The 22,643-nt window shown below is 59.6% G+C and carries 18 protein-coding genes; 3 read left to right on the top strand and 15 right to left on the bottom strand.

What is annotated here, in order from left to right:
- Window positions 1-27: 27 nt before the first annotated feature.
- Window positions 28-1,086 carry a methylenetetrahydrofolate reductase gene (locus tag LL947_RS00570; protein ID WP_499833628.1) on the bottom strand — a complete coding sequence of 353 codons (1,059 nt, stop codon included), beginning with the start codon at window positions 1,084-1,086 and terminating at the stop codon, window positions 28-30.
- Complete coding sequence (locus LL947_RS00565) at window positions 1,083-1,562, bottom strand: methylenetetrahydrofolate reductase C-terminal domain-containing protein (protein WP_290822707.1); 480 nt, start codon at window positions 1,560-1,562, stop codon at window positions 1,083-1,085. Before LL947_RS00565 ends, LL947_RS00570 begins: the two co-directional genes overlap by 4 nt.
- Before the next feature lie 523 nt (window positions 1,563-2,085).
- Between LL947_RS00565 and purU the strand changes: the two genes are divergently transcribed.
- Window positions 2,086-2,964 (top strand): formyltetrahydrofolate deformylase, encoded by an 879-nt coding sequence (gene purU, locus LL947_RS00560; RefSeq protein ID WP_404415252.1) that lies wholly within the window; start codon window positions 2,086-2,088, stop codon window positions 2,962-2,964.
- A gap of 63 nt (window positions 2,965-3,027) precedes the next feature.
- Window positions 3,028-3,960, top strand: a complete 933-nt coding sequence (gene folD, locus LL947_RS00555) for a bifunctional methylenetetrahydrofolate dehydrogenase/methenyltetrahydrofolate cyclohydrolase FolD (protein ID WP_499833627.1) — start codon at window positions 3,028-3,030, stop codon at window positions 3,958-3,960.
- A 66-nt stretch (window positions 3,961-4,026) separates the two neighbouring features.
- Here folD and LL947_RS00550 read toward each other — a convergent pair whose 3' ends face one another.
- The 12 genes from LL947_RS00550 to LL947_RS00495 all read right to left on the bottom strand — a co-directional run bounded on the left by LL947_RS00550 (window position 4,027) and on the right by LL947_RS00495 (window position 20,985).
- A complete protein-coding gene (locus LL947_RS00550; protein ID WP_499833626.1) occupies window positions 4,027-4,272 on the bottom strand; it encodes a hypothetical protein in 246 nt (81 codons plus the stop codon).
- Complete coding sequence (fdhF, locus tag LL947_RS00545) at window positions 4,269-7,103, bottom strand: formate dehydrogenase subunit alpha (protein ID WP_499833625.1); 2,835 nt, start codon at window positions 7,101-7,103, stop codon at window positions 4,269-4,271. The genes LL947_RS00550 and fdhF overlap by 4 nt, the downstream gene beginning before the upstream one ends.
- A 10-nt stretch (window positions 7,104-7,113) precedes the next feature.
- On the bottom strand, window positions 7,114-8,832 hold the full coding sequence (locus LL947_RS00540) for an NADH-ubiquinone oxidoreductase-F iron-sulfur binding region domain-containing protein (protein ID WP_499833624.1): 1,719 nt from the start codon (window positions 8,830-8,832) through the stop codon (window positions 7,114-7,116).
- A 69-nt stretch (window positions 8,833-8,901) separates the two neighbouring features.
- Window positions 8,902-10,095, bottom strand: coding sequence for a formaldehyde dehydrogenase, glutathione-independent (gene fdhA / locus LL947_RS00535; protein WP_290823113.1), 1,194 nt, complete (start codon window positions 10,093-10,095; stop codon window positions 8,902-8,904).
- Between the two features lie 112 nt (window positions 10,096-10,207).
- Complete coding sequence (gene etfB, locus LL947_RS00530) at window positions 10,208-11,014, bottom strand: electron transfer flavoprotein subunit beta (RefSeq protein ID WP_499834353.1); 807 nt, start codon at window positions 11,012-11,014, stop codon at window positions 10,208-10,210.
- The gene (gene etfA, locus LL947_RS00525) at window positions 11,004-12,272 is read right to left on the bottom strand and encodes an electron transfer flavoprotein subunit alpha (RefSeq protein ID WP_499833623.1); all 1,269 of its coding nucleotides are present in this window, start codon (window positions 12,270-12,272) and stop codon (window positions 11,004-11,006) included. Before etfA ends, etfB begins: the two co-directional genes overlap by 11 nt.
- Entirely contained in the window at window positions 12,269-14,221 is a 1,953-nt protein-coding gene (locus tag LL947_RS00520; protein WP_499833622.1) for a (Fe-S)-binding protein, read from the bottom strand. The genes etfA and LL947_RS00520 overlap by 4 nt, the downstream gene beginning before the upstream one ends.
- Window positions 14,222-14,261: 40 nt before the next feature.
- Complete coding sequence (gene dgcA / locus LL947_RS00515) at window positions 14,262-16,334, bottom strand: dimethylglycine demethylation protein DgcA (RefSeq protein ID WP_499833621.1); 2,073 nt, start codon at window positions 16,332-16,334, stop codon at window positions 14,262-14,264.
- Window positions 16,335-16,348: 14 nt separating this feature from the next.
- Window positions 16,349-16,894 (bottom strand): DUF5943 domain-containing protein, encoded by a 546-nt coding sequence (locus LL947_RS00510; RefSeq protein ID WP_499833620.1) that lies wholly within the window; start codon window positions 16,892-16,894, stop codon window positions 16,349-16,351.
- A gap of 83 nt (window positions 16,895-16,977) precedes the next feature.
- Complete coding sequence (locus LL947_RS00505; RefSeq protein ID WP_290823095.1) at window positions 16,978-17,955, bottom strand: dipeptidase; 978 nt, start codon at window positions 17,953-17,955, stop codon at window positions 16,978-16,980.
- Between the two features lie 212 nt (window positions 17,956-18,167).
- Window positions 18,168-19,289, bottom strand: a complete 1,122-nt coding sequence (gene gbdR, locus LL947_RS00500) for a choline metabolism transcriptional regulator GbdR (RefSeq protein ID WP_290823096.1) — start codon at window positions 19,287-19,289, stop codon at window positions 18,168-18,170.
- A 313-nt stretch (window positions 19,290-19,602) separates the two neighbouring features.
- Complete coding sequence (locus LL947_RS00495) at window positions 19,603-20,985, bottom strand: L-serine ammonia-lyase (protein WP_499833619.1); 1,383 nt, start codon at window positions 20,983-20,985, stop codon at window positions 19,603-19,605.
- 179 nt (window positions 20,986-21,164) lie between these two features.
- On the opposite strand from LL947_RS00495, the gene LL947_RS00490 reads away from it, so the two are divergent.
- Window positions 21,165-22,139 carry a LysR substrate-binding domain-containing protein gene (locus LL947_RS00490; protein WP_404415225.1) on the top strand — a complete coding sequence of 325 codons (975 nt, stop codon included), beginning with the start codon at window positions 21,165-21,167 and terminating at the stop codon, window positions 22,137-22,139.
- On the opposite strand, the gene hmuQ is transcribed toward LL947_RS00490, so the two are convergent.
- Window positions 22,121-22,423 carry a heme-degrading protein HmuQ gene (gene hmuQ / locus LL947_RS00485; RefSeq protein WP_290823099.1) on the bottom strand — a complete coding sequence of 101 codons (303 nt, stop codon included), beginning with the start codon at window positions 22,421-22,423 and terminating at the stop codon, window positions 22,121-22,123. The genes LL947_RS00490 and hmuQ overlap by 19 nt on opposite strands.
- Window positions 22,424-22,643 lie beyond the last annotated feature (220 nt).

Here is a 22,643-nt window from a genome sequence, read left to right as displayed (position 1 = left end):
GCATGAGCGTCAGCGCTTTAGCGCTCGTCAAGCAGATACACGCGCATTCTCGCTGGCATCCGGTGATTCCGGATTGAGCTCTGCAGGGTTATCACGCCCGGGATACCAGGGCACTCGCCCCTCCAGCACCCCGGTCTTTTCAATGATTTCAGCGACACTATGCTCCTGGCGATAGGCCATGATATGAACACCGCTGACACCGGGAATTTCACGGATTTCCTGCAACAGATCCATACATAGACGCTTACCTTCCTCCTTCTGGTCATCAGCGCCTTCCAGACGCTTGATCACAGCATCCGGAATATGCACACCCGGTACATGCTCGCGAATCCAGCGGGCACCACGGGCCGAGGCCAGCGGCCCGATTCCCGGCAGAATGAAAATCCGCCCAGGCCCTTCCAGCAAGCCAAGGTCATTGATTTTGGCCATGTACTCACGCAAAAGCGGGACGTCAAAACAGTACTGGGTCTGGATAAACTGGGCACCTGCCGCTGCCTTCTTGGCCGTGCGATGGGGGCGCCAGTCACACGGTGGCACAAATGGGTTGGCTGCCCCACCCAGAAACAGCCTGGGCGGGCTGGTCAGTTTACGGCCGCTCTGAAAGCGGCTCTCGTCGCGCATGGTACGGGCCATCTCCAGCAGCGACATGGAGTCCAGGTCAAATACCGGCTTGGCCTGAGGGTGATCGCCTGCCTGCACGCCGTCGCCCGTCAGGCACAGCAGGTTGCAGGCGCCCATCGCCGCCGCGCCGAGGATCTCGCCCTGAATGGCAATCCGGTTACGGTCACGGCAGGAAATCTGCAGGATGGTGGAATAGCCCACACGGGTCAGCAGCGAGCACACGCCCACACTGGACATATGGCAATTTGCCCCAGAACCGTCAGTGGCATTGATGGCGTCCACATAGCCATCAAATATCGCTGCGCGTTTGAGCACCTCGGCGGGATCGGCGGAATCCGGAGGATCGAGTTCGCTGGTAATCGCGAACTTGCCGGCTCGCAGCACACGCTCCAGACGTCCGGGAGAGGTGTGACCGGGCAGTATCGGCAACGAGTAGCCCGGCACGGGTTCATCGTCAAATTTCATCGGCGGGCTCCTTGATTATCAGGGTCATGAATTTCCACCGCCTGACGAACTTCACGCAGCCAGGAAGAAGACCCCTTGATGCGATTGTCCACCGGCAGCTGTACAGCGTGAATCCTGTCGCTGCCTTTCATCTGCTGGCTGCCCTCCCAGGCATCCACCCAGACACAACGCATCTCGGGCACAACCTCGCAGTTACCGTCTGCCCGCACGCCGCCGCAGGGGCCGTTACGCAGGTTTTTAGGGCAATTCATCGGGCATGACATCCCGGTTGACGACAGCGCGCACTTGCCACACATCTGACAGTCAAACAGGAAGCCTTTGACGTTTTTCTCGACAAACCTGACCGGCGCTTCAACACGTTCGTAACCGATACGCTTCCACAGCGGATGCAGTTTGATGATGACGGGTTCAAAGGTTCGGTAAACCGCCTCAAAAAAACGGGAGTGGCGCACCACCCAGCGTCTTACCTTGTACATGGCATTTCCCCTGACAGCGTCGGTGGAGGACAGCATCGCACACAAAAAGCTGATTATCAGTCTGAACGTCTTTTGCCGCTAAAATTTCAATAGGTGCTTATCAGACTGTATCAGTGGCACCCGCCACTTCTTAGAGCAACAGTAGCCCCGTGATGATTGATGGCTCAGCACGATCCAGTAATAAGCAGCTGCGGAAACGGCCTGATGCCAGGGGGGCATGACGGGATTGAGTCACTCTGCAGGCTAACCTCGGGCACCCCTTTCAACTTCTGCACATACGACGCATGGATGTCAGGAAACGTCATTTAGCGAAAAAATCTGCGGCTTTGCTTTTTCTCAAGCTATTGATTTTCTGATTATTACCTCATTTTTTTATTTTCCAGCAGGCGTCGCTGCAACGACGCTGAAGGTCGTCTGCAGGAATGCGCAGACGGGCAAGCAGAGTAGATTTTCCGTGTCTGTAAATTCGACTCAAACAGACCAGACACAACGACAATAACAGGCAGGACTGACGAGGGCCGCTATGACTGCAATGACTCAGGGCAAGAATATCTACGTACTCAAGGCTAGCTGCCGTGGCGCCATCGGAACAGTTTCCCGCGTCAGCACCTACCTGGCACAGCGCAACTGCTATATTTCCGAGTTGGCGCAATATGATGAAATTTCCACCGGCAACTTCTTCTTGCGCTGTCTGTTTTCCACCACACCAGGGATCACACCCTCACTGGAAGAAATGCGCGAGGAGTTCGGTAATGGCGTCGCTGATCGCGACAAGATGGAATGGGAACTGCACGACACCCTGACACCACCCAAGGTGTTGATCATGGTCTCCAGGTTCGATCACTGTCTGGATGACCTGCTGTACCGCCAGCGTACCGGTGAGATCAATATGCAGATTCCCGCCATTGTTTCCAATCATCCCGACCTCAAACGCCTGGCCGACTGGTACGACGTTCCCTACTATCACCTGCCGGTCACCGCGGACACCAAGCAGGCGCAGGAGCAACGCCTGCTGGACATTATTGACGAAACCGGCGCCGACCTGGTGGTGCTGGCGCGCTATATGCAGATCCTCTCCCCTGAGCTGTGCGAAAAGCTCGCGGGGCGCGCCATCAATATCCACCATTCTTTCCTGCCAGGCTTCAAGGGTGCCAAGCCCTACCATCAGGCATTCGACCGCGGCGTGAAGCTGATAGGTGCCACCGCACACTATGTCACCACTGACCTGGACGAAGGGCCGATCATCGAGCAGGTGGTGGAACGCGTTGACCATGGCTACAGCCCTGCCCAGCTGGCTGCAGTGGGCCGCGATGCCGAAAACATGGCGCTTTCCCGTGCCGTCCGTTTCCACCTGGAACACCGCGTCTTTCCCAACGGCAACAAGACCGTGGTATTCCGGTAACTGCTGAGTTGCCAGGCCTGCGTTGGAAAGAAGGTGGTTTGAACAGCATCAGGGGAGTGCACTATGCCCAATTTGACAGATCGCAAAGTGATAGACGGCAAGGCAATGGCCGCCAGGCTGAGAGAAGCGGTAGGTGAGCAGGTAGCCCATCTGCAAACCCATCATCAGGTTACGCCAGGGTTGGCGGTCGTACTGGTGGGTGAAGACCCTGCCAGCCAGGTATATGTTCGCAATAAGGCCCGGCATGCCGGCGAGGCAGGCATACAATCGTTTGAACACCGCCTGGATGCCAGCGTCTCCGAGCAAGCGCTACTGGCACTGATCGACCAGCTTAATCATGACCCGGCGGTCAACGGGATTCTGGTACAGCTGCCCTTGCCCGCCCACATGGGTGAAACCCGCATTATAAACGCCATTGCTCCCGCCAAGGACGTCGACGGTTTTCACCCTGTCAACGTGGGCCAGGTGGCCATTGACGGCCAGGGCCTGACGCCGTGTACGCCACTGGGTTGCAAGCTGCTGCTTGAGCACCAGCTGGGCGATCTAAGCGGGCGTCACGCGGTTGTGCTCGGACGCTCCAACATCGTCGGCAAGCCCATGGCCAACCTGCTGCTGCAGGCGAACTGCACTGTTACCATCGCCCACTCGCGCACCCAGGATTTACCGGCCATCTGCCGCCAGGCGGATATTCTGGTGGCGGCGGTGGGACGCCCCGGCATGGTCAAGCGCGACTGGATCAAGCCCGGCGCCGTACTGATTGATGTGGGCATCAACCGTATTGAAGAAGATGACCGGACCCGCCTGACCGGCGATTTCGATTTTCCGGCAGTACAGGATCTTGCCAGCGCCATTACACCGGTGCCCGGTGGCGTTGGCCCCATGACCATTGCCTGCCTGCTGCTCAACACCCTGCAGGCCAGCTACCAGCAGCTGGGCCTACCTTTCCCCGATGGCCTGGCGGAAAGTGCCTGGCAACCTCAGACTGCGACCTGCTGAGCCGTCACCATACGGGCTGGCAGGTCAGGCCTGCCAGCGTACCTCTGCTTTATCAGAGTGGCGGCATCACGGCTGACCCAGCACCGCCGCCAGATGGCGCTCAATCGCCTCCAGCACTTCCGGTAACATGACATCCTTATAGCACAGTAAGTCTTTAATGGTGTCCGGCAGGGCTTCAAGCTCGCCTGCCTGATAGCGGCAGGCGGCTAGTTCGGCCAGGTCAGCGGGGGTGGCGCCCACCGGGGGCACCAGCCCGATGCTGACCAGGCGCTGGCGAAAATCTTCACCGTCCACCAGTTCGGTAATCATCATGAGGTGACCTTCTCCTTTTCAACCGCAGCCAGACGACAGGCGGCATACTTGAACTCGGGGATCTTGCCATCCGGGTCCAGTGCCGGGTTAGTCAACAGGTTGGCGGCCGCTTCGGCATACGCGAAGGGTACAAAGACCATGCCGTCCGGCATGCCGGGGTCCACCCGTGCTGCCAGAGTGATGCTGCCCCGCCGGGTGGTGATGGTCAGGGGGTCTCCCGGCGCCAACTTCAGCCGCTGCATTTCATTGATGGAGAGGCTGGCCACGGCCTCAGGCTCAAGGTCATCGAGCACTTTGGCACGCCGGGTCATTGAGCCGGTGTGCCAATGTTCCAGCTGGCGGCCGGTGGTGAGCACTGTCGGATACTCGTCATCCACCGGTTCATCCGGCGGAATGGGCCGGGTGGCAGAGAACTTGGCTTTACCGCCCAGACGCGGGAAGGCATCGCCAAACACCACATCCTGACCGGGCGAATCGTCACTCGGACAAGGGTAAGTCACCGACTGTTCGCTTTCCAAACGCTCCCAGCTGATGTGGTCCAGTGACGCCATGCCCTGCTTCATTTCCGCAAAGACCTCACGTGGGTGCTGGTAGTGCCAGCCCAGGCCAAAGCGCTGAGCCAGTTGCTGGATAATCCACCAGTCCGGGCGTGTGTCACCCGGTAGCGGCATGGCGGCACGGCCCAGCTGTACCTGACGGTTGGTGTTGGTCACGCTGCCGTCTTTCTCCGGCCAGGCCGAGGCAGGCAGAATCACATCCGCGTACTGGGCCGTTTCAGTCACAAACAGGTCCTGTACCACCAGATGCTCCAGCTTGCCCAGCGCTTCCCGGGCATGACTCAGATCCGGGTCGGACATAGCCGGGTTTTCACCCAGGATGTACATGCCGCGAATCTGGTGGTCATGAATGGCATCCATGATTTCTACTACGGTCAGGCCGGGCTGGTTATCCAAGGGCGTATTCCACAGCTCCTCAAAGGCCGAGCGTAACTGGTCGTCACCGACTGGCTGATAGTCAGGCATGACCATGGGAATCATGCCCGCATCCGAGGCGCCCTGCACATTGTTCTGACCGCGCAGCGGATGCAGGCCGGTGCCAGGTCGCCCGGTATGGCCACAGGCCAGGGCCAGGGAAATCAGGCAGCGGGCATTATCAGTGCCATGGGTATGTTGGGAGATCCCCATACCCCAGAAGATCATCGCGCGCTCGGCATTGGCATAAAGGCGGGCCATCTCACGAATAGTCTCAGCGTCAACACCGCACTGGGCACTCATGGCTTCCGGTGTCATATCCACCACATGGGCCTTGAGGGCCTCAAAGCCTTCCGTGTGTTCGGCAATATAGGCAGAATCGTAAAGACCTTCGCTGACGATGACATTGAGAAGCGCATTGAACAGTGCCACGTCGGCGCCGGGTTTAAAGCGCACGCTGAGATGCGCGTAGGCATCCAGTGCCTGGCCCCGCGGGTCGATAATGATGAACTTGGTACCACGCTTGGCCGCCTGTTTGAAGAAGGTAGCAGCTACCGGGTGGTTCACTGCCGGGTTACAACCGGTCAAAATCACCACATCGGCGTTGGCCGCCTGCATGAATGAGGCCGTTACAGCACCAGAGCCCAGGCACTCCATGAGCGCCGCCACTGAGCTGGCGTGGCACAACCGGGTACAGTGATCGACATTATTGCTGCCAAAACCGGTGCGGATCAGCTTCTGGAACAGCCAGGCTTCCTCGTTGGAGCATTTGGCGCTACCAAAGCCCGCCAGCGCCTGGGGCCCTCGTGCTTTCTTCAGGTTGATCAGGCCATCAGCGGCATAAGCCAGGGCTTCTTCCCAGCTGGCTTCGCGGAAATGGGTCAACGGCTGAGCGGAATCAAAGTCGGGATCAAGCCCCTTGGCCACGCCCTCACGGCGGATCAAGGGGGTCGTCAGACGAGACGGGTGGCGCGGGTAGTCAAACCCGAAGCGGCCTTTTACGCACAGACGATTATGATTGGACGGCCCGTTGCGGCCTTCCACATAGACAATCTCGTCGTTCTTGAGGTGATAGGTCAGCTGGCAGCCTACCCCACAGTAGGGGCAGACAGAATCCACCTGTTTGTCGGTACTCGCGGAATCCCCTACGCCGTTAGCGTCAACCAGGGTGGATGGCATCAAGGCGCCTGTTGGGCACGCCTGAACACATTCACCACAGGCGACACAGGTGCTATCCCCCATGGGGTCATCAAAATCGAAAACAATTTTTGAGGCACTGCCACGGTTGGCCAGGCCAATCACATCGTTCACCTGCACTTCACGGCAGGCGCGAACGCACAGGTTGCATTCAATGCAGGCGTCGAGGTTAACCGCCATGGCGCTGTGCGAGCGGTCTTTGACGACGGCGCTGGCGCGCTCGGCCACATGGTGCACGGTGGGGGCGGAACGTTCAGCGTGTTTGGGTAAACGCTCACTGACTGCACTGACATCAATGGCCAGCTGATCGGCCATCGCCCAAAAATGGCTGGAGCGGTCTGGGCTCTGCTCTCGGGGCGGCTGATCCACGGCAAGCATTTCCAGCACGCCTTCCCGGGCCACCCGCGAACGCTCGGAGGTGGCACTGTGCACCACCATGCCGGGCTTGGCCTCACGCAGGCAGCTGGCCACCAGGGCGCGTTCACCTTCCACTTCAACCATGCAGGCACGACAGTTACCGTCGGCTCGATAGCCGTCGGCATCCTTGAAGCACAGGTGTGGAATGGTTTCTCCGGCACGCTTGGCTACCTGCCAGAGGGTATCGCCGGGGGTTGCGGTCACCGCTGTGCCATCCAGCGTGAGGGTAAAGGTCTCTTGGTTCATCAGGTTCTCCTTACCCCTTGATGATGACGTTCTGGGCGGCCAGTTGTGAACGGAAGTCACGCAACAGCCCCAGCACCGGATTGGGGGCGGCCTGCCCCAGACCGCAGATGGAAGCATCCATCATCACCTGGGAAAGACGTTCCAGGGTCTCAGCGTCCCAGGCGTCGCGCTCCAACAGGGTGAGCATTTTCTCGGTACCCACACGGCAGGGCGTACACTGGCCGCAGGATTCGTCCGCGAAAAAGCCCAACAGGTTGGTCGCTACATCGCGCAGGTTGTCGTGATCGGAAAGCACCACCACCGCCGCCGAGCCGATAAAGCAGCCGTGTTCGTGCAGGGTGTCAAAATCCAGCGGAATATCCGCTTTGCTGGCGGGCAAGATGCCGCCGGACGCGCCTCCGGGCAGATACCCGGCCAGAGTGTGGCCAGCCTGCATGCCGCCGGCATATTCCTCGATCAGCTCATTCAAGGTAATCCCCGCCGGTGCCAGATGAACCCCGGGGGTGTTCACACGGCCAGAGACAGAAAAGCTGCGTAGGCCACTACGCCCGTGGCGGCCATGGCTGGCAAACCAGTCAGCCCCCTGGGCATAAATGGCCGGAATCCAGTAGACCGTTTCGACATTATTGACCAGGGTCGGACGGTCGAACAGACCACGCTGAGCGACAAAGGGCGGGCGATGGCGGGGCTTGCCGGGTTTGCCTTCCAGCGATTCAATCATCGCTGACTCTTCCCCGCAGATATAGGCGCCTGCCCCACGCCGCACAAGGATATAGCCCGGCGCCACCAGACCCGCGTTTTCCAGCTCTTTAATGGCCTGATGCAGTACATCCAGCAGCGCCGGGTACTCATCGCGCAGGTAGATATACAAGGCGTCCGCCTCGATCGCCCAGGCGCTGATCAGGGCGCCTTCAAGAAACTGGTGGGGGGCACGTTCCAGGTAATGGCGGTCCTTGAAGGTACCCGGCTCGCCTTCGTCGGCATTGATGGCGCAATAACGCGGCCCCGCCTCGGCGCGCACGAAAAACCATTTCTTGAAGGTCGGAAAGCCCGCGCCGCCAAGGCCGCGCAGCTTGGCGCTTTCCAGGATCTCCATCAGGCTTTCAACACTGACCTCTCCCGCTCGGCAGGCATTCAGCAGAGTGTAACCACCGGTAAGCCGATACGCGTCGAGGCGCGGCCAGTCGACCGGCTCGGGATGGGTGTGATCGGCGGCGATGGCCGCCTGAACGTTGTCAACACTGGCATGGCCCAGATGATAATGGCCCACTTCCACCACAGGGGCAGTGTCACAGCGCCCCATGCAGGGCGCGCGCAGCACCCGCACTTCGGCGGGGTCCGTTCCCGCTGCCAACGCATTGCGCAGCGCCTCAGCGCCGGCCAGCTGGCAGGACAGCGAATCACACACCCGCAAGGTCAAGGCCGGCGGCGCCACCTGGTCATCGTGGATTACATCAAAATGCGCATAGAAGGTAGCTGTTTCGTAGACCTCGGCCATCGGCAGGTTCATGTAAGTCGCCAGCGCACGCAGGTGCGCCAGTGGCAGGTGGCCAAGGGCATCCTGAATCACGTGCAGATGCTCAATCAACAGATCACGTTGACGCCGCTGAGGCTGGTCGCGTTCATCACCGAGCAGTTGACGCAAGGCATCCATGGCGCCCGGGGTCAACGAGCGGCCGCGTGGCTTGCCGCGCAGGCGGCGCTTGGGGATCTCTGTATGAACAGTCATGGCATCTCGGTCTTAATCCAGGGGTAAGTAATACAGGGGCCGCCTGGCCTCAGGCGGCCCATCAAAGCATCAGGCGGCAACGCTGCCGTGGGGGTCCATAACAAATTTCTTGGCCACACCGCCATCAAAATCAGCATAACCGCGCGGTGCATCATCCAGGGAAATGAACTGGACGTTGACCGCCTTGGCGATCTGCACCTTATCAAACAGGATAGCCTGCATCAGCTGCCGATGGTATTTCATTACCGGACATTGACCGGTATGGAAGGAGTGCGATTTGGCCCACCCCAGCCCGAGTCGCATTGACAGATTACCCAGCCTGGCTTCACTGGTGGAGGCGCCCGGATCCTCGGTGACGTAAAGGCCAGGAATCCCAATCTGGCCGCCAGCACGGGTGACGTCCATACAGGCATTGAGCACAGTGGCAGGCTGCTCGTGGGCGTGATTATGACCATGACAGCGGGCCTCGAAGCCGACTGCGTCGACGGCACTGTCAACTTCACGCTCACCCAGGATGGGCTCGAGCATATCGGCCATCGGGGTATCCTGTCGCAGATCCAGGGTCTCGCAGCCAAACTTGCGAGCCTGCTCAAGACGCTCGGTGTTCATGTCACCCACAATCACGCACGCTGCGCCCAGCAGCTGTGCCGATACCGCAGCGGCCAGGCCCACCGGGCCGGCGCCGGCAATGTAGACAGTACTGCCAGGGCCGACGCCTGCGGTATAGCAGCCATGGAAGCCGGTCGGGAAGATATCCGACAGCAGCGTCAGGTCGCCGATTTTTTCCATCGACTGCTCTCGATCCGGGAACTTGAGCAGGTTGAAGTCCGCGTAGGGCACCATGACGTATTCCGTCTGACCGCCAACCCAGCCACCCATGTCGACATAGCCATAGGCGGCCCCCGGGCGCGCCGGGTTAACGTTCAGGCAGATACCTGTCTGGCCTTCCTTGCAGTTACGGCAGCGCCCGCAGGCAATATTGAACGGCACCGAGACGATGTCACCCACGCTCAGAAATTCCACGTCACGGCCACACTCGATCACCTCACCGGTGATCTCGTGGCCCAGCACCAGGCCTTCAGGCGCCGTGGTACGGCCACGTACCATGTGTTGGTCGCTGCCGCAGATATTGGTGGTGATAACCTTCAGGATGACACCGTGCTCGCACTTGCGCTTGCCAAGTGCCAACTCCGGGAACGGAATGCTTTCAACGGCCACCTTACCCGGCCCTTTATAGACGACACCGCGATTACCCTGATTCATGATGATTTCCTCTCTCATTGTTGTAGTTGTAATGATTGTTGTAGCTGTAATACTGGTAGCAATGGCGAAAACACTCGCCTTGCCCTTTCTGACAACTGCGACCGATTCAGGATCAGCGCAGCACACCTTCTTCATTGAGCAACTTGAGAATGGCGTCAGCACCCTGATCGGCACTCACCCCATCAAGCACCTGCCCCGAACCGCCTTCGGCTTTTGCAGCGGCGGCCTTGAAACGCTCCCTTGCGGATGTGGCTTTGACGATCTTCAACCGTTTAGGCCGTTTGCGCGCCGCTGAAAGCGACCACTGCGCCAGCTCTGTATCGGGCTCGGAGGCCAGCGCCTGAGCATCAAACTGTGCCCGCCGCGCGGGGCCAAAGGCACTCTGACGTGGTGCCGGCGCAGCGCTGTCCACGCTCATGATGGCGGGCAGGCGTACCTGCAGGCGTTTGCGCTGCCCACGTGGCAGGGCCTGCAGCACGGTGGCCACCCCGTTTTCGATATGTTCAATAGCCGCCAGGTTGTTGACCACCGGCCAGCCCAGGCGCTCTGCCAGTGCGTAGGGCAACAGCCCTGAGCCTTCGCCGCATTCCGCCCGGCATCCGGTCAGCACCAGCTGCGGCTCACGTTGGGCCAGGTAATCACCCAGCACCGGAATGACGTCGGCGCCTTCTTCCTGCTCCAGCAGGGTCATCGACGGCAGACTGGCCATACCCGGATAGCTTCGCAGTGCGGTTTCACTGTCGGTACTACAGCTACCGGCGTGCACCAGTTCCAGCCGGGCATTGGCGTGTTGGGACTCAACCCCCAGGGCCAGCTCTACGCCACGGGCATCGTGATCAGCCCGGCGTGGGCGCCCGGTGAGCGGATGACGGCCCAGTGAGACCAGTACACACATATCCAGCGCTTTATCAGGCTGCATCACGCGCCCCTCCCTGTTGCTGAACCCTGGCCACCAGCGCGGCCAGAATCTGCGTACTGTCACCAATCACCGCAAGATCGGCGCGTTTGATCATGTCACAGCCGGCATCCATGTTGATGGCGATCACCTTGTCGCAGCTCTGAATACCCTGCAGGTGCTGAATGGCACCGGAAATACCCACTGCCAGATACACCCGTGCCGTCACCCAGGTACCACTGGCACCCACCTGGCGGTCACGGGCCATAAAGCCATCGTCGACGGCCACCCGTGATGCACCTTCGGTGGCACCCAAGGCCCTGGCAGCCTGATGAAAGCCTTCCCAATCCCTGACACCGTTACCGCCGGAAAGAATGAATTCCGCCTCAGCCAGGGCAATGCTGGCCGGGTCGACGGCCACCGCCCCCTGATCACTGATGCGCGTAGCAAACGCCGACGGCGCGCCTTCCAGAGTCAGCGTCTCGGCGGCATGGCGGCTCTGGTCAACCGGCTCTGCGCATTCCGCCAGCGCCAGCACTACCCTGGGCAACGGACGCTGGATATCCAGGCTGTCCGCCGCTCCCCGCGCCGTGCACCCCCAACCCAGCGGTGCTGAACCATCAGGCTCGATCCGCCACACCCCGGTGGCAGGCCTTTCCTGCAGACGCATGGCCAGGCGCCGGCCAAGATCTGCGCCACCCAGGGCAGAATCTGGCACCAGCCAATGGCGTGGGCCAAAGGTGCGCTCTACGCTTTCCAGTAGAGGCAGCTGATGATCCGCGGCAAACTGGCCTGCCGGGGCTTCGGGCAGAGTAATCACCCTGTCAATACCTGCGTCACCCAGCTGCTGCTCCCTGTGTTCCGCCGGGAGAATGGCAAGCACCACCCCTGGGGCATCTCCCTTGGCGTCCGCCAGCTGGCGGGCCAGGCCAAGCAGATCTTTATCGTGGGATGACAGGCGGCCGCCCGACATATCCGGCACCACGGCGACATAAAAGGCCGGCGACTCGATCACCACCGCACGGCGGCTTTCCGGCACCTGGGCCGCCCCACTGGCCTGGCGGGCACCTTCCTGCTGGGCACCGCTGCGGTCAATCCGCTTGATGCCGTTAGGGCCAGTAAAGCCGATGGCATGAGGGTTCCTGCGCCTCAGGCCATTGGGGCCCTGCCATTCGCTGGCTTGCCCCCGGCCCAGTGTGGCCAGTACGCGGGCATGCTCGGCATGCAGACGGTTGCGGGCAATCCACTCAAGGCGTGGATTACGGCGTTTGAGTTCAATCATGCGGTTACCTCCTCAGCCTGAATACTGGCAGGCGACGTCACCAGAGCATCGGCCACCAGTTCGGCTATATCACGCACCTCGGCAGTAGCATCCACCACGCCTTCGAGCATGGCCGTACATTGCGGGCAGCCCACCGCCACCAGGTCAGCCCCGGTGTCGCCGACGTCCTGCATGCGCATGTCAGGAATCCGCTGCTTGCCGGGGATATCGGTGATCGGCGCCCCACCGCCGCCGCCACAGCAGCGCGAACGGTAGCCGGAACGCTGCATTTCCCTGACCTCGATACCCAGCGCTTTCAAGACGTCACGCGGGGCGTCGTATTCACCGTTATAGCGCCCCAGGTAGCAGGGGTCGTGATAGGTCACGCTACCGCCTTTCCAGGGCTTGAAGGCCAGTCGCCCCTCGCGGTAAAGCTCGGCAATAAAGGTGGAATGGTGATTGACGTGATAATTCCCCTCCAGCTCGCCGTACTCGTTGTTGAGCACATGGAAACTGTGCGGGTCACAGGTGACAATTCTCAAGAACTGATACTGGTTAAGAGTGGCGATATTGCGTTTGGCCAAGGCCTGAAACGTCGCTTCATCGCCCAGGCGCCGGGCCACATCACCGCTGTCACGCTCGGCATTACCCAGCACTGCAAAGTCGACACCGGCGGCTCTCAGCACCTTGACGAAGGCTCTCAGGGTGCGCTGATTACGCATATCAAAGACGCCATCACCCAGCCACAGCAGCACGTCCACCTGGCCAAGATCGGCAATGTTGGGCAGATTCAGATCCGCCGCCCAGTGCAGGCGCGAGTCGGGATCAAAGCCGCCGGGGTTATCCGTGGCAATCAGGTTTTCCAGCACTTCGGCGCCCTTGTTGGGGGTCTGGCCGCGTTCCAGAGTCAGGTGACGGCGCATATCCACAATGGCATCGACATGCTCGATCATCATCGGGCACTCCTCCACGCAGGCGCGGCAGGTGGTGCAGGACCATAGTGTCTCGGCATCCAGCAGCGCCTGGCCTTCGCGGGCCACAATGGGGCCGTGTGGGTCGCCGTGGTGCTCACCCACGGCTTTGCCCGGATAGGGGCTGCCCGTATAGCCGGCATCAGAGCCGCCGACCATGCCGACTACCATATCCTGAATCAGCTTTTTGGGGTTGAGCGGCTGCCCGGCAGCAAAGGCGGGACACACCGCTTCACAGCGCCCGCACTGTACGCAGGCATCAAAACCGAGCCGTTGGTTCCAGGTAAAGTCAGTCGGTTTCTCGACTCCCAGCGGTGCCTTGTCATCGTCCAGATTCAAAGCTTTAAGGCCAGTGGAGCGTCCAGCACCCGCGGGTGTGGAAAAGCGTTCAGGACGACGATGAAAGGCCAGGTGAAGCGCGCCAGCAAAGGCGTGCTTCATAGGCCCCCCCCAGGTCATACCGAAGAACATTTCGGCGAGGCCGCCACTGACGACCGCCAGAAGTACCAGGCCCAACAGCCAGTAGCCCGCGTCCGGCGGTAACACGCCGACGGTTGGCAGAGTCACCAGAAAGACACCCGCTGAAAACGCCATCAGACTCTTGGGCAGGCGCATCCAGGGGCCTTTGGAGAGGCGCGCGGGCGGGTTGATCCGACGTTTTGCCACCAGAATACTGCCCGCAAACATGACCGCACTGGCCAGCAACAGCAACCAGCCCAGCACCCCGCCCGCCAGCCCCAGGCCATGAACCACCAGCGTCAGCACGGCAGCGGCCACAAAGCCCCCCGCGGTAGCCACGTGGGTATGCGAGATATAGCGGTCGCGCTCCACAATATGGTGCAGATCTACCAGATAGCGGCGGGGCAGTGCCATCAGCCCCTTGAACAAAGCGACCGGGGCCGCGCGCCCCTGGCGCCACAGGCTGATGCGACGCCAGGCGCCTATACCGGCCAGCGCCAGTGACGCAAGAATGACAATGGGCAGCAGCGTTTCAAGCATGGCAATCACCTCGTTCTGGAGCAGCGCAAGTGCTGGACAATCACAAATCCTTGCAGATCCGCAGGGCATCATAGATGGCTGCATGGATATTCCGCGGGGCGGTGCAATCCCCCAGCCGGAACAGCAGGTAACCCTCACCTTCGCTGCTCAGGCAGGGCTGCGCCTGAGCAGCATACAGGGCTTCAAGATCAAGCTGGCCATGATTGCGCGCCTGTTCCTTGAGTGCGTAATACAGGGTTTCATCCGGGCGCACACCGTTTTCAACGACCACCTGATCGACCACCCGCTCTTCCTGCTGACCGGTGTACTCGTTTTCCAGCACCGCCACCAGCTGATCGCCCTCACGGTAGACCTTATGCAGCATCATGTCCGAGGTCATGATGACCTCCTTTTCATACAGGCTGCGGTAATAGGTCGGGAAAGTGGTGCCTCCCACGGCCGCGCCGGGCTTGATATCGTCAGTGACGATTTCCACCCTGGCGCCTTTGTCAGCCAGAAAATCAGCCGCCGAAACGCCGGCAAATTCACAGATGGTGTCGTAGATCAGCACGTTATTGCCGGGCGCAACCTTGCCGTTGAGGATATCCCAGCTGCTGACCACCAGGCTGTCTTCCGCCACTGGCGAATAGCCCCACTCCGGGGTCTGGTCCAGAAACGGCTGACCACCGGTGGCGAGCACCACGACATCCGCCTGCAGGGCGTTGAGTTCCGCGGCGCCGGCGCGGGTATTGAGACGTACATCGACTTTCAGGCGCGCCAGCTCCAGCTGGTACCAGCGGGTGATACCGGCAATCTGGTCGCGCTGGGGAGCCTGGGCCGCAATGGTGATCTGGCCACCAAGCTCTGGCCCTCCCTCATACAGCACTACGTCATGACCACGCTCGGCGGCCACCCGCGCCGCTTCCATCCCGCCCGGGCCGCCGCCGACCACCACGACCTTGCGGCTTGGCCCGTCAGACTTCTCGATAATATGTGGCAGTCCCATATATTCCCGCGAGGTGGCCGCATTCTGGATGCACAGCACATCCAGCCCCTGGTACTGACGGTCGATACAGTAATTGGCCCCCACGCACTGCTTGATCTGGTCGACCTGATTCATCTTGATCTTGGCAATGATATGCGGGTCGGCAATATGCGCCCGGGTCATGCCGACCAGATCCACATAGCCGCCTTCCAGAATACGCTGGGCCTGATTGGGATCCTTGATGTTCTGGGCGTGAATCACCGGAACGCTGACCACCTCCTTGATGCCTGCTGCCAGATGCAGGAAAGGCTCCGGCGGGTAACTCATATTGGGAATCACGTTGGCCAGGGTGTTATGGGTATCGCAGCCGGAGCCCACCACGCCAAAGAAATCCACCTTGCCGGTAGCATCGTAATAGGCCGCGATCTGCTTCATGTCATCCTGGTTGAGGCCATCGGGATGGAATTCGTCGCCACAGATACGCATGCCCACCACAAAGTCGTCACCGACTTCCGCACGCACGGCCTTGAGTACTTCCATACCAAAACGCATGCGGTTCTCGAAGCTGCCGCCCCACTGATCGGTGCGCTTATTGACCCGCGGGCTCCAGAACTGGTCAATCAGGTGCTGATGCACGGCCGATAGCTCAACGCCATCCAGGCCACCTTCCTTTGCGCGCCGGGCGGCCTGAGCGAAGTCGCCGATCACCCGCCAGATCTCTTCCTCCTCAATGGTCTTGCAGGTGGAACGGTGAACCGGTTCACGAATGCCGGAAGGCGACAGCAGGGTCGGCCAGTCAAAGCCGTCCCAGCGCGAACGCCGACCCATATGGGTAATCTGGATCATGATCTTGCCGCCATGCCTGTGCACAGCATCGGCGAGGTTCTGAAAATGCGGGATAATGCGATCCGTGGACAGGTTAACCGAGCTCCACCAGCCCTGAGGGCTGTCAATCGAGACAACCGATGAACCGCCGCAGATGCAAAGGCCACACCCGCCTTTGGCCTTCTCCTCGTAGTACCTGACGTAACGCTCTGTGGTCATGCCACCGTCCGTGGCATGCACTTCTGCATGGGCGGTGCTGACCACCCGGTTACGGACAGTGAGTTTGCCAATCTCAATCGGCTGGAAGATTGCCTTGAATGCCATCGGTACTGTCTCCTTTAAAGCGCGGACTGCAAACGCGGAGTGACTTCAAAGTAACCCACTTTGCAGCCTGGTTCGGCGGCACTCTGGGTCTGCTCGGCGACGGTGTGCAGATCGCTTCCGGACGCTTTCAGAATCTGATCCATGGCACCGGCAAACCAGCCGGTGAACATGTATTCCACCTTGCGCCCGGTTTTACCCAGCTGATAGACAAAGGCGCTGTTTTCCAGGCGCACCCGAGCGGTACCGGCCTCGAGGTCAATCTGCTCGGTGATAAACCGGCCCCAGCCGCGCTGGGAAAGCCGCTGCATGTAATGCTCGAACACCTCGGTGCCGCTTAATCCATGCAGCTCGGCTTCTTTTTCGCACCAGTGCCAGGCGCTTTTGTAACCGGCGTGATAGAGAATCTCGGCATACTTTTCAGCCCCCAGGGCGTCCTCTACCGCCATATGGTTATTGATGAAAAAATGGCGTGGCACGTACAGCATGGGCAGTGCATCGGTTGTCCAGACACCGGTTTCGCAATCCACTTCAATAGGCAGTTCAGGGGCAGTCGTCGTCACAGCGGCGTTCCTTATGGCGTTATTTTTGGCTGGTTGTTGGATGGGTTGGGCATCTGTCTGCATGTCTGTCTCGCTTTCAGGACCTATTCACCCCAGACATCCTTGAGAACACGCACCCAGTTATCGCCCATGATCTTGCGCACCTGGGATTCGCTGAAGCCGTGTTTCAGCAGTGCTTCCGTCAGGTTGGGAAACTCACCAATGGTACGGATACCCTTGGGGTTGATGATTTCACCGAAGCTGGTCAGGCGGCGGGCATAGCCCTTGTCATGGGTCAGCCATTCAAAGAAGGCCTGATCATGCCCCTGGGTAAAGTCGGTGCCGATACCGATGGCATCCTCTCCGACAATATTCATTACGTAGTCAATGGCTTCCACGTAATCATCCACAGTGGCGTTGACGCCCGCACGCAGAAAGGGAGTGAACATGGTGACGCCGACAAAACCGCCGTGGTCGGCGATGAAGCGAAGTTCTTCATCAGACTTGTTGCGCGGATGTTCCTTGAGCCCGGAGGGCAGGCAGTGGGAATAGCACACCGGCTTTTGCGATTCGAGGATCACCTCTTCAGAGGTTTTGCTGCCCACATGGGAAAGGTCGCACATCATGCCAACACGGTTCATTTCGGCCACAATCTCGCGCCCGAACCCGGACAATCCACCGTCTCGTTCGTAGCAGCCGGTGCCGACCAGGTTCTGGGTGTTGTAGCACATCTGCACGATGCCAACGCCAAGCTGCTTGAAGATCTCCACGTAGCCGATCTGATCTTCAAAGGCGTGAGCATTCTGGAAGCCAAAGATAATGCCTGTCTTGCCCTCCTGCTTGGCGCGCAGGATGTCGGCCGTGGTGTGAACAGGCCGCACCAGGTCACTGCTTTCCGCCATTAGCTGGCGTGTGCTGACGATGTTGTCCACCGTGGCCTGAAACCCTTCCCACACGGATACCGTGCAGTTGGCTGCTGTCAGGCCACCGCGGCGCATATCCTCAAGCAGTTCACGGTTCCATCTGGCAATCACCAGGCCGTCAATAATGATGCTGTCATCGTGTAGTTCACGCGGGGTCATGGCTGGGGCTCCAACACGTCTATGCAATTAATGTGTCGGCAGCATAGCGCCCCCCACCCGTGCCACAGCGTTTGAAAACGACAGGTGGAATTCCAAAAGCGTCAGCGGTGTCGTAATTGCGCAACGCTCGGAAATAGCGCACAAAAAATGAACCGCGCCCCATTCTCATAAGGCGCGGTTTGCGGACAGTCAAAACCCTCTTCTGCCCGGGGCTATAGCAGGCGGACGCTGGCGTAGGTCGGTTCACCCTGGGCCTGAGCCAGCGCCAGTACCGCGCTGGATACCGGCGCGGCGGGTTCATCGTTACGTAAAGGGTCAAGAGCACTCATTTCCAGCACTGATTTCACCGGCGCCCGGCCATTGATCCCAAGACGCTCATCCCGGGGCGGGATCCCGAAGAATTCACGATAGCATTTGGAAAAGTGCGGCGTGGATACAAAGCCACAGGCCGTGGCCACTTCAATGATCGGCATGGAGGTCTGCTTGAGCAGCTGGCGGGCACGGGTCAGGCGTAACTTGAGATAGTAGCGCGAGGGGGAACAGTGGAGGTATTTCTGGAAAAGGCGTTCCAGCTGGCGTCGCGAAACACTGACATATTGCGCCAGCTCGTCCAGGCCAATCGGCTCCTCGAGATTGGCCTCCATCAGCGCCACGATTTCCAGCAGTTTGGGCTGGGTGGTGCCAAGCACGTGCTTGAGCGGGACCCGCTGCAGATCCTGCTCGCCGCGTACCCGTTCGCAGATGAACATCTCGGAAATCCCTGCCGACAGTTCACGCCCATGGTCGCGCCCGATCAGGTTGAGCATCATGTCCAGCGGTGCGGCGCCACCGGAGGCCGTTGCCCGGTCACGATCAATGGTAAACAGGCGGGTGGAAAGTGCTGCTCGGGGAAACGCCTCCTGCATGGCCGCAAGACACTCCCAGTGAACACTGGTTTCATAGCCATCCAGCAAGCCCGCCTTGGCCAGCGCCCAGCTGCCGGTGCAAACCGCCCCCAGACGCCGTGATGCTCGCGCCTGGGACTGCAACCAGCTGATATGTTCACGCTGCACGCTGCGGCTGGGGCCTACGCCTCCGCAAACGATGACCATATCCAGCGCCAGCGGCGTTGAAGTGCTGGCATCCGGCACGGTCTTCAGACCATCGCTGGCGTTCACCGTCTTGCCCTCCAGGCTGATGGTGAACCAGCGATAGAGCTCGCGACCTGCCAGTTGATTGGCCATGCGCAGCGGCTCGATGGCTGACGCCAATGAAATCAGTGTGAAGTTATCCAACAGTAAAAAACCAATGGTCTGTACCGCAGGCGCACCCGTCCTCTCCTTGTTGGTTGTCATGATTGAACCTCCTCTCAGCCACCCATCGCTTCAGCGATTTTTTGTATCTGTTTTCAGTCTTTCTGCGACCTGGCCTGTGGGTGGTCTGTCGCCGAAAGGCATGCCTAGCGCGAATGTAACGCTTATGAGGCATTTTGGCATATGCATTTTCTACAAATTCATGTTTCAGCGCTTCCAGGCTCGACAAGCGTCGCTTTTGCATATGCCAGTGTCGCTCTCGAGGCTGGTCAGAAAAGACACGCGGGAGGTGACTCCCTTCTCTGACCAGGGTGTTATCCACTGCCTCTCCAAACGTTAATCAGACGCTCAATGATCAGCACTCAATGGCATTGACCGCCAGACCTCCCTTGGAGGTTTCCTTATACTTGTCCTGCATGTCACGGCCGGTATCGCGCATGGTACGAATGGCCTTATCCAGAGAGATAAAGTGTTCACCGTCGCCGCGTAGCGCCATCTGGGCAGCGTTGATCGCCTTGACGGAGGCAATCGCATTACGCTCGATACACGGCACCTGCACCAGCCCGCCTACCGGGTCGCAGGTCAGCCCCAGATTATGTTCCAGGCCAATTTCAGCTGCGTTTTCCACCTGGCCGACACTGCCACCCATCACCTCGGCCAACCCGGCAGCGGCCATGGCGCAGGCCGAGCCGACTTCTCCCTGACACCCTACCTCGGCACCGGAAATAGAGGCATTTTTCTTGCACAGAATACCCACCGCTCCGGCCGCAAGCAGAAAATCCACCACATTGCGTTCACAGGCATCCGGCTGAAATTTCATATAATAGTGCAGCACGGCAGGGATGATTCCGGCGGCCCCGTTGGTGGGAGCAGTGACCATGCGCCCACCGGCGGCGTTCTCTTCGTTGACTGCCAGGGCAAAGACGTTGACCCAGTCCATGGCCGAAAACGTCGAGGTGATCAGGCTGGGGTTATCCTCAAAGATCTCCAGCCGCCGATGCAGGCTGGCTGCCCGGCGCCTGACGTTCAAACCGCCCGGCAGGATACGTTCCGTGCTCTGCAATCCGGCTTCCACGCAGGCCTGCATGGCCCGCCAGATCTCCCACAGCCCGGCGCGCACCTGGGCTTCGCTGCGCCAGGCCTTCTCGTTTTCCAGCATCAAGCCACTGATGCTCAGGCCATGCTGGTGACACAGTGCCATCAGTTCGGCGGCAGAGTTGAAATCATAGGGCAGCACGGTGGTGTCACTATCCAGAACACCCTCCTGTGCCTGGGCATCGTCCACCACAAAGCCGCCGCCCACCGAATAATAGGTATTGCGATACAGCTCACCCCTGGCACCGTAGGCAATCAGGCGCATGGCGTTCGGATGATGAGGCAGAGATTCATCGTGTAGCTGCATATTCCTCACCCAGTCGAAGGAAATGGCCAACCGGTTGTCGAGCAGCAATGTCTGGGTGGCCAGCAGGGTTTCAATACGCGATCCGATCACGCCTGGGTCAATCCGGTCCGGGCGCTCTCCCATCAACCCCATGATCACGGCCCGATCGGTACCATGCCCAATGCCGGTGGCAGACAAGGAACCATAGAGCTGCACTTCAACCCTCGCCACCTGAGACACCACTTGCTGAACACGCAGTTCAGCCAGAAAATCAAAGGCCGCACGCATTGGCCCCACGGTATGCGAGCTTGATGGCCCTACACCTATCTTGAACAGATCGAACACACTGATTGACATCCTGCTTACCCCCAGGCGACACCGAGCATCGCCTTCAAGACAATGTTATGGTTATAAGTTAATTTTACTAAAGCATCTTTCAGTCCATCAGCTTCAGTTAAACGTGAAACCTATTGTTGATGGGGCAGCCAGGCAATACAATCGAAAATATCTCTCCCTGAATTTAGTAAAACTAAACGATGAACCGACACCTCAATGCCCAGACCCATGCCTGGCTCAAGGTCTTCAGCGTCAGCGCCAGGCACCTATCCTTCACCCGCGCAGCTGAAGAGCTGCATGTCACTACGGGGGCTATCAGCCAGCAGATCAAGCAGCTTGAATCGCGCCTGGGGTTCCGTCTTTTCCGGCGCCTGACCCGACGCCTGGAGCTCACCGACGAAGGACAACGCCTGGCGGCAGTGACAGGGGAGGCTTATCAGGCAGTGGAACAGGAGGTGCACCGGCTGCGCTCAGGGGTGATGAGCGGCATTCTGCGCCTGCGCAGCGTACCGTCATTTCTGAACAAATGGGTGATGCCGCGCCTGCCAACGCTTCAGGCACGCTTTCCGGATATTGAACTGCAGATTATCGCCGAAGACAGCAATATCTCACTGCGCGACGGGGATTTTGACCTGGCGATTGATCTCAACGACGGCTATTACCCGGGCTTCAGTATTACCCCTTTGATGGATGAACTGATTTTCCCGGTATGCGCCCCCGCCCTGTTGGCAGGCCGCCCACCGCTGGAGCGCCCGGAAGACCTGGCGCATTTTCCGCTCCTGCACGACGTGACGGCCTGGCGCGGCAGCCATGACTACGCCGAGTGGGAGCATTACCTGAACGCTATCGCGGCGCCGCATATCAACGTGCACCGCGGTTATACCTTCAACCGCAATCAACTGACCATGGAAGCCGCCATTGCCGGTATGGGGGTTGCCATTGCCCGACGCACCCTGATCACCGATGAGCTGGAAAGTGGGGCCTTGACCACACTGTTTGGCCAGCGTGTGGCCACCGGCAAACAATATGGCATTGTGCATGCGCCGGGGGCACTGGATGACCGCCGCGTGGCTGCCGTACATGACTGGCTGGTTGAGGAGGCCCGACGGGACCGACGGGCCGACACGGATCAGACGTCACTACCAGAGGTGTTGGCTCAAAGCACGACCTCATAGCCTTCAAACTGCGGTGGGCCCAGGTAGATACCCTCAGGCGCCTTGGCGTTGGCATGCGCTTTGCGGAACGCCTCGGATCTGGTCCAGGCGCGAAAGGCGTCTTCCGATGCCCATTCGCTGTGGGAAATAAAGACTGTGCAGTCTTCCTTGCGCTCGCCCTGGAGCATATGAAACGACTTGAAGCCCGGCACTTCATCCAGATAGCTGTCACGGTTACGCCAGATGTCCAGGAAGTCCTCTTCCCGACCCGGCGCAATACGAAAACGGTTCATGGCGATATACATCCTGATGCCTCCTTGAAATGAGCCTCTGATTTTGAAAAAGGTTAACGCTACCCTGTTCCGGCACCCTTGAAAACCATCGTTTATGGCAGCAAGGCTGGTGCCCATCTTCGTCCGCCTGGAGCGAAGTGTCGCACAGCAGCGAAGATATCCCATTAAAACGCCTATAATAAAAACAGTAGACTATGGACATTAGCGACCACTGTTTTTCTACTGCTTTTTC

The sequence above is a fragment of the Halomonas sp. BLK-85 genome (assembly GCF_044792155.1).
Classification (GTDB): Bacteria; Pseudomonadota; Gammaproteobacteria; order Pseudomonadales; family Halomonadaceae; genus Vreelandella.
This window is presented reverse-complemented; position numbering and strand designations above follow the sequence as displayed.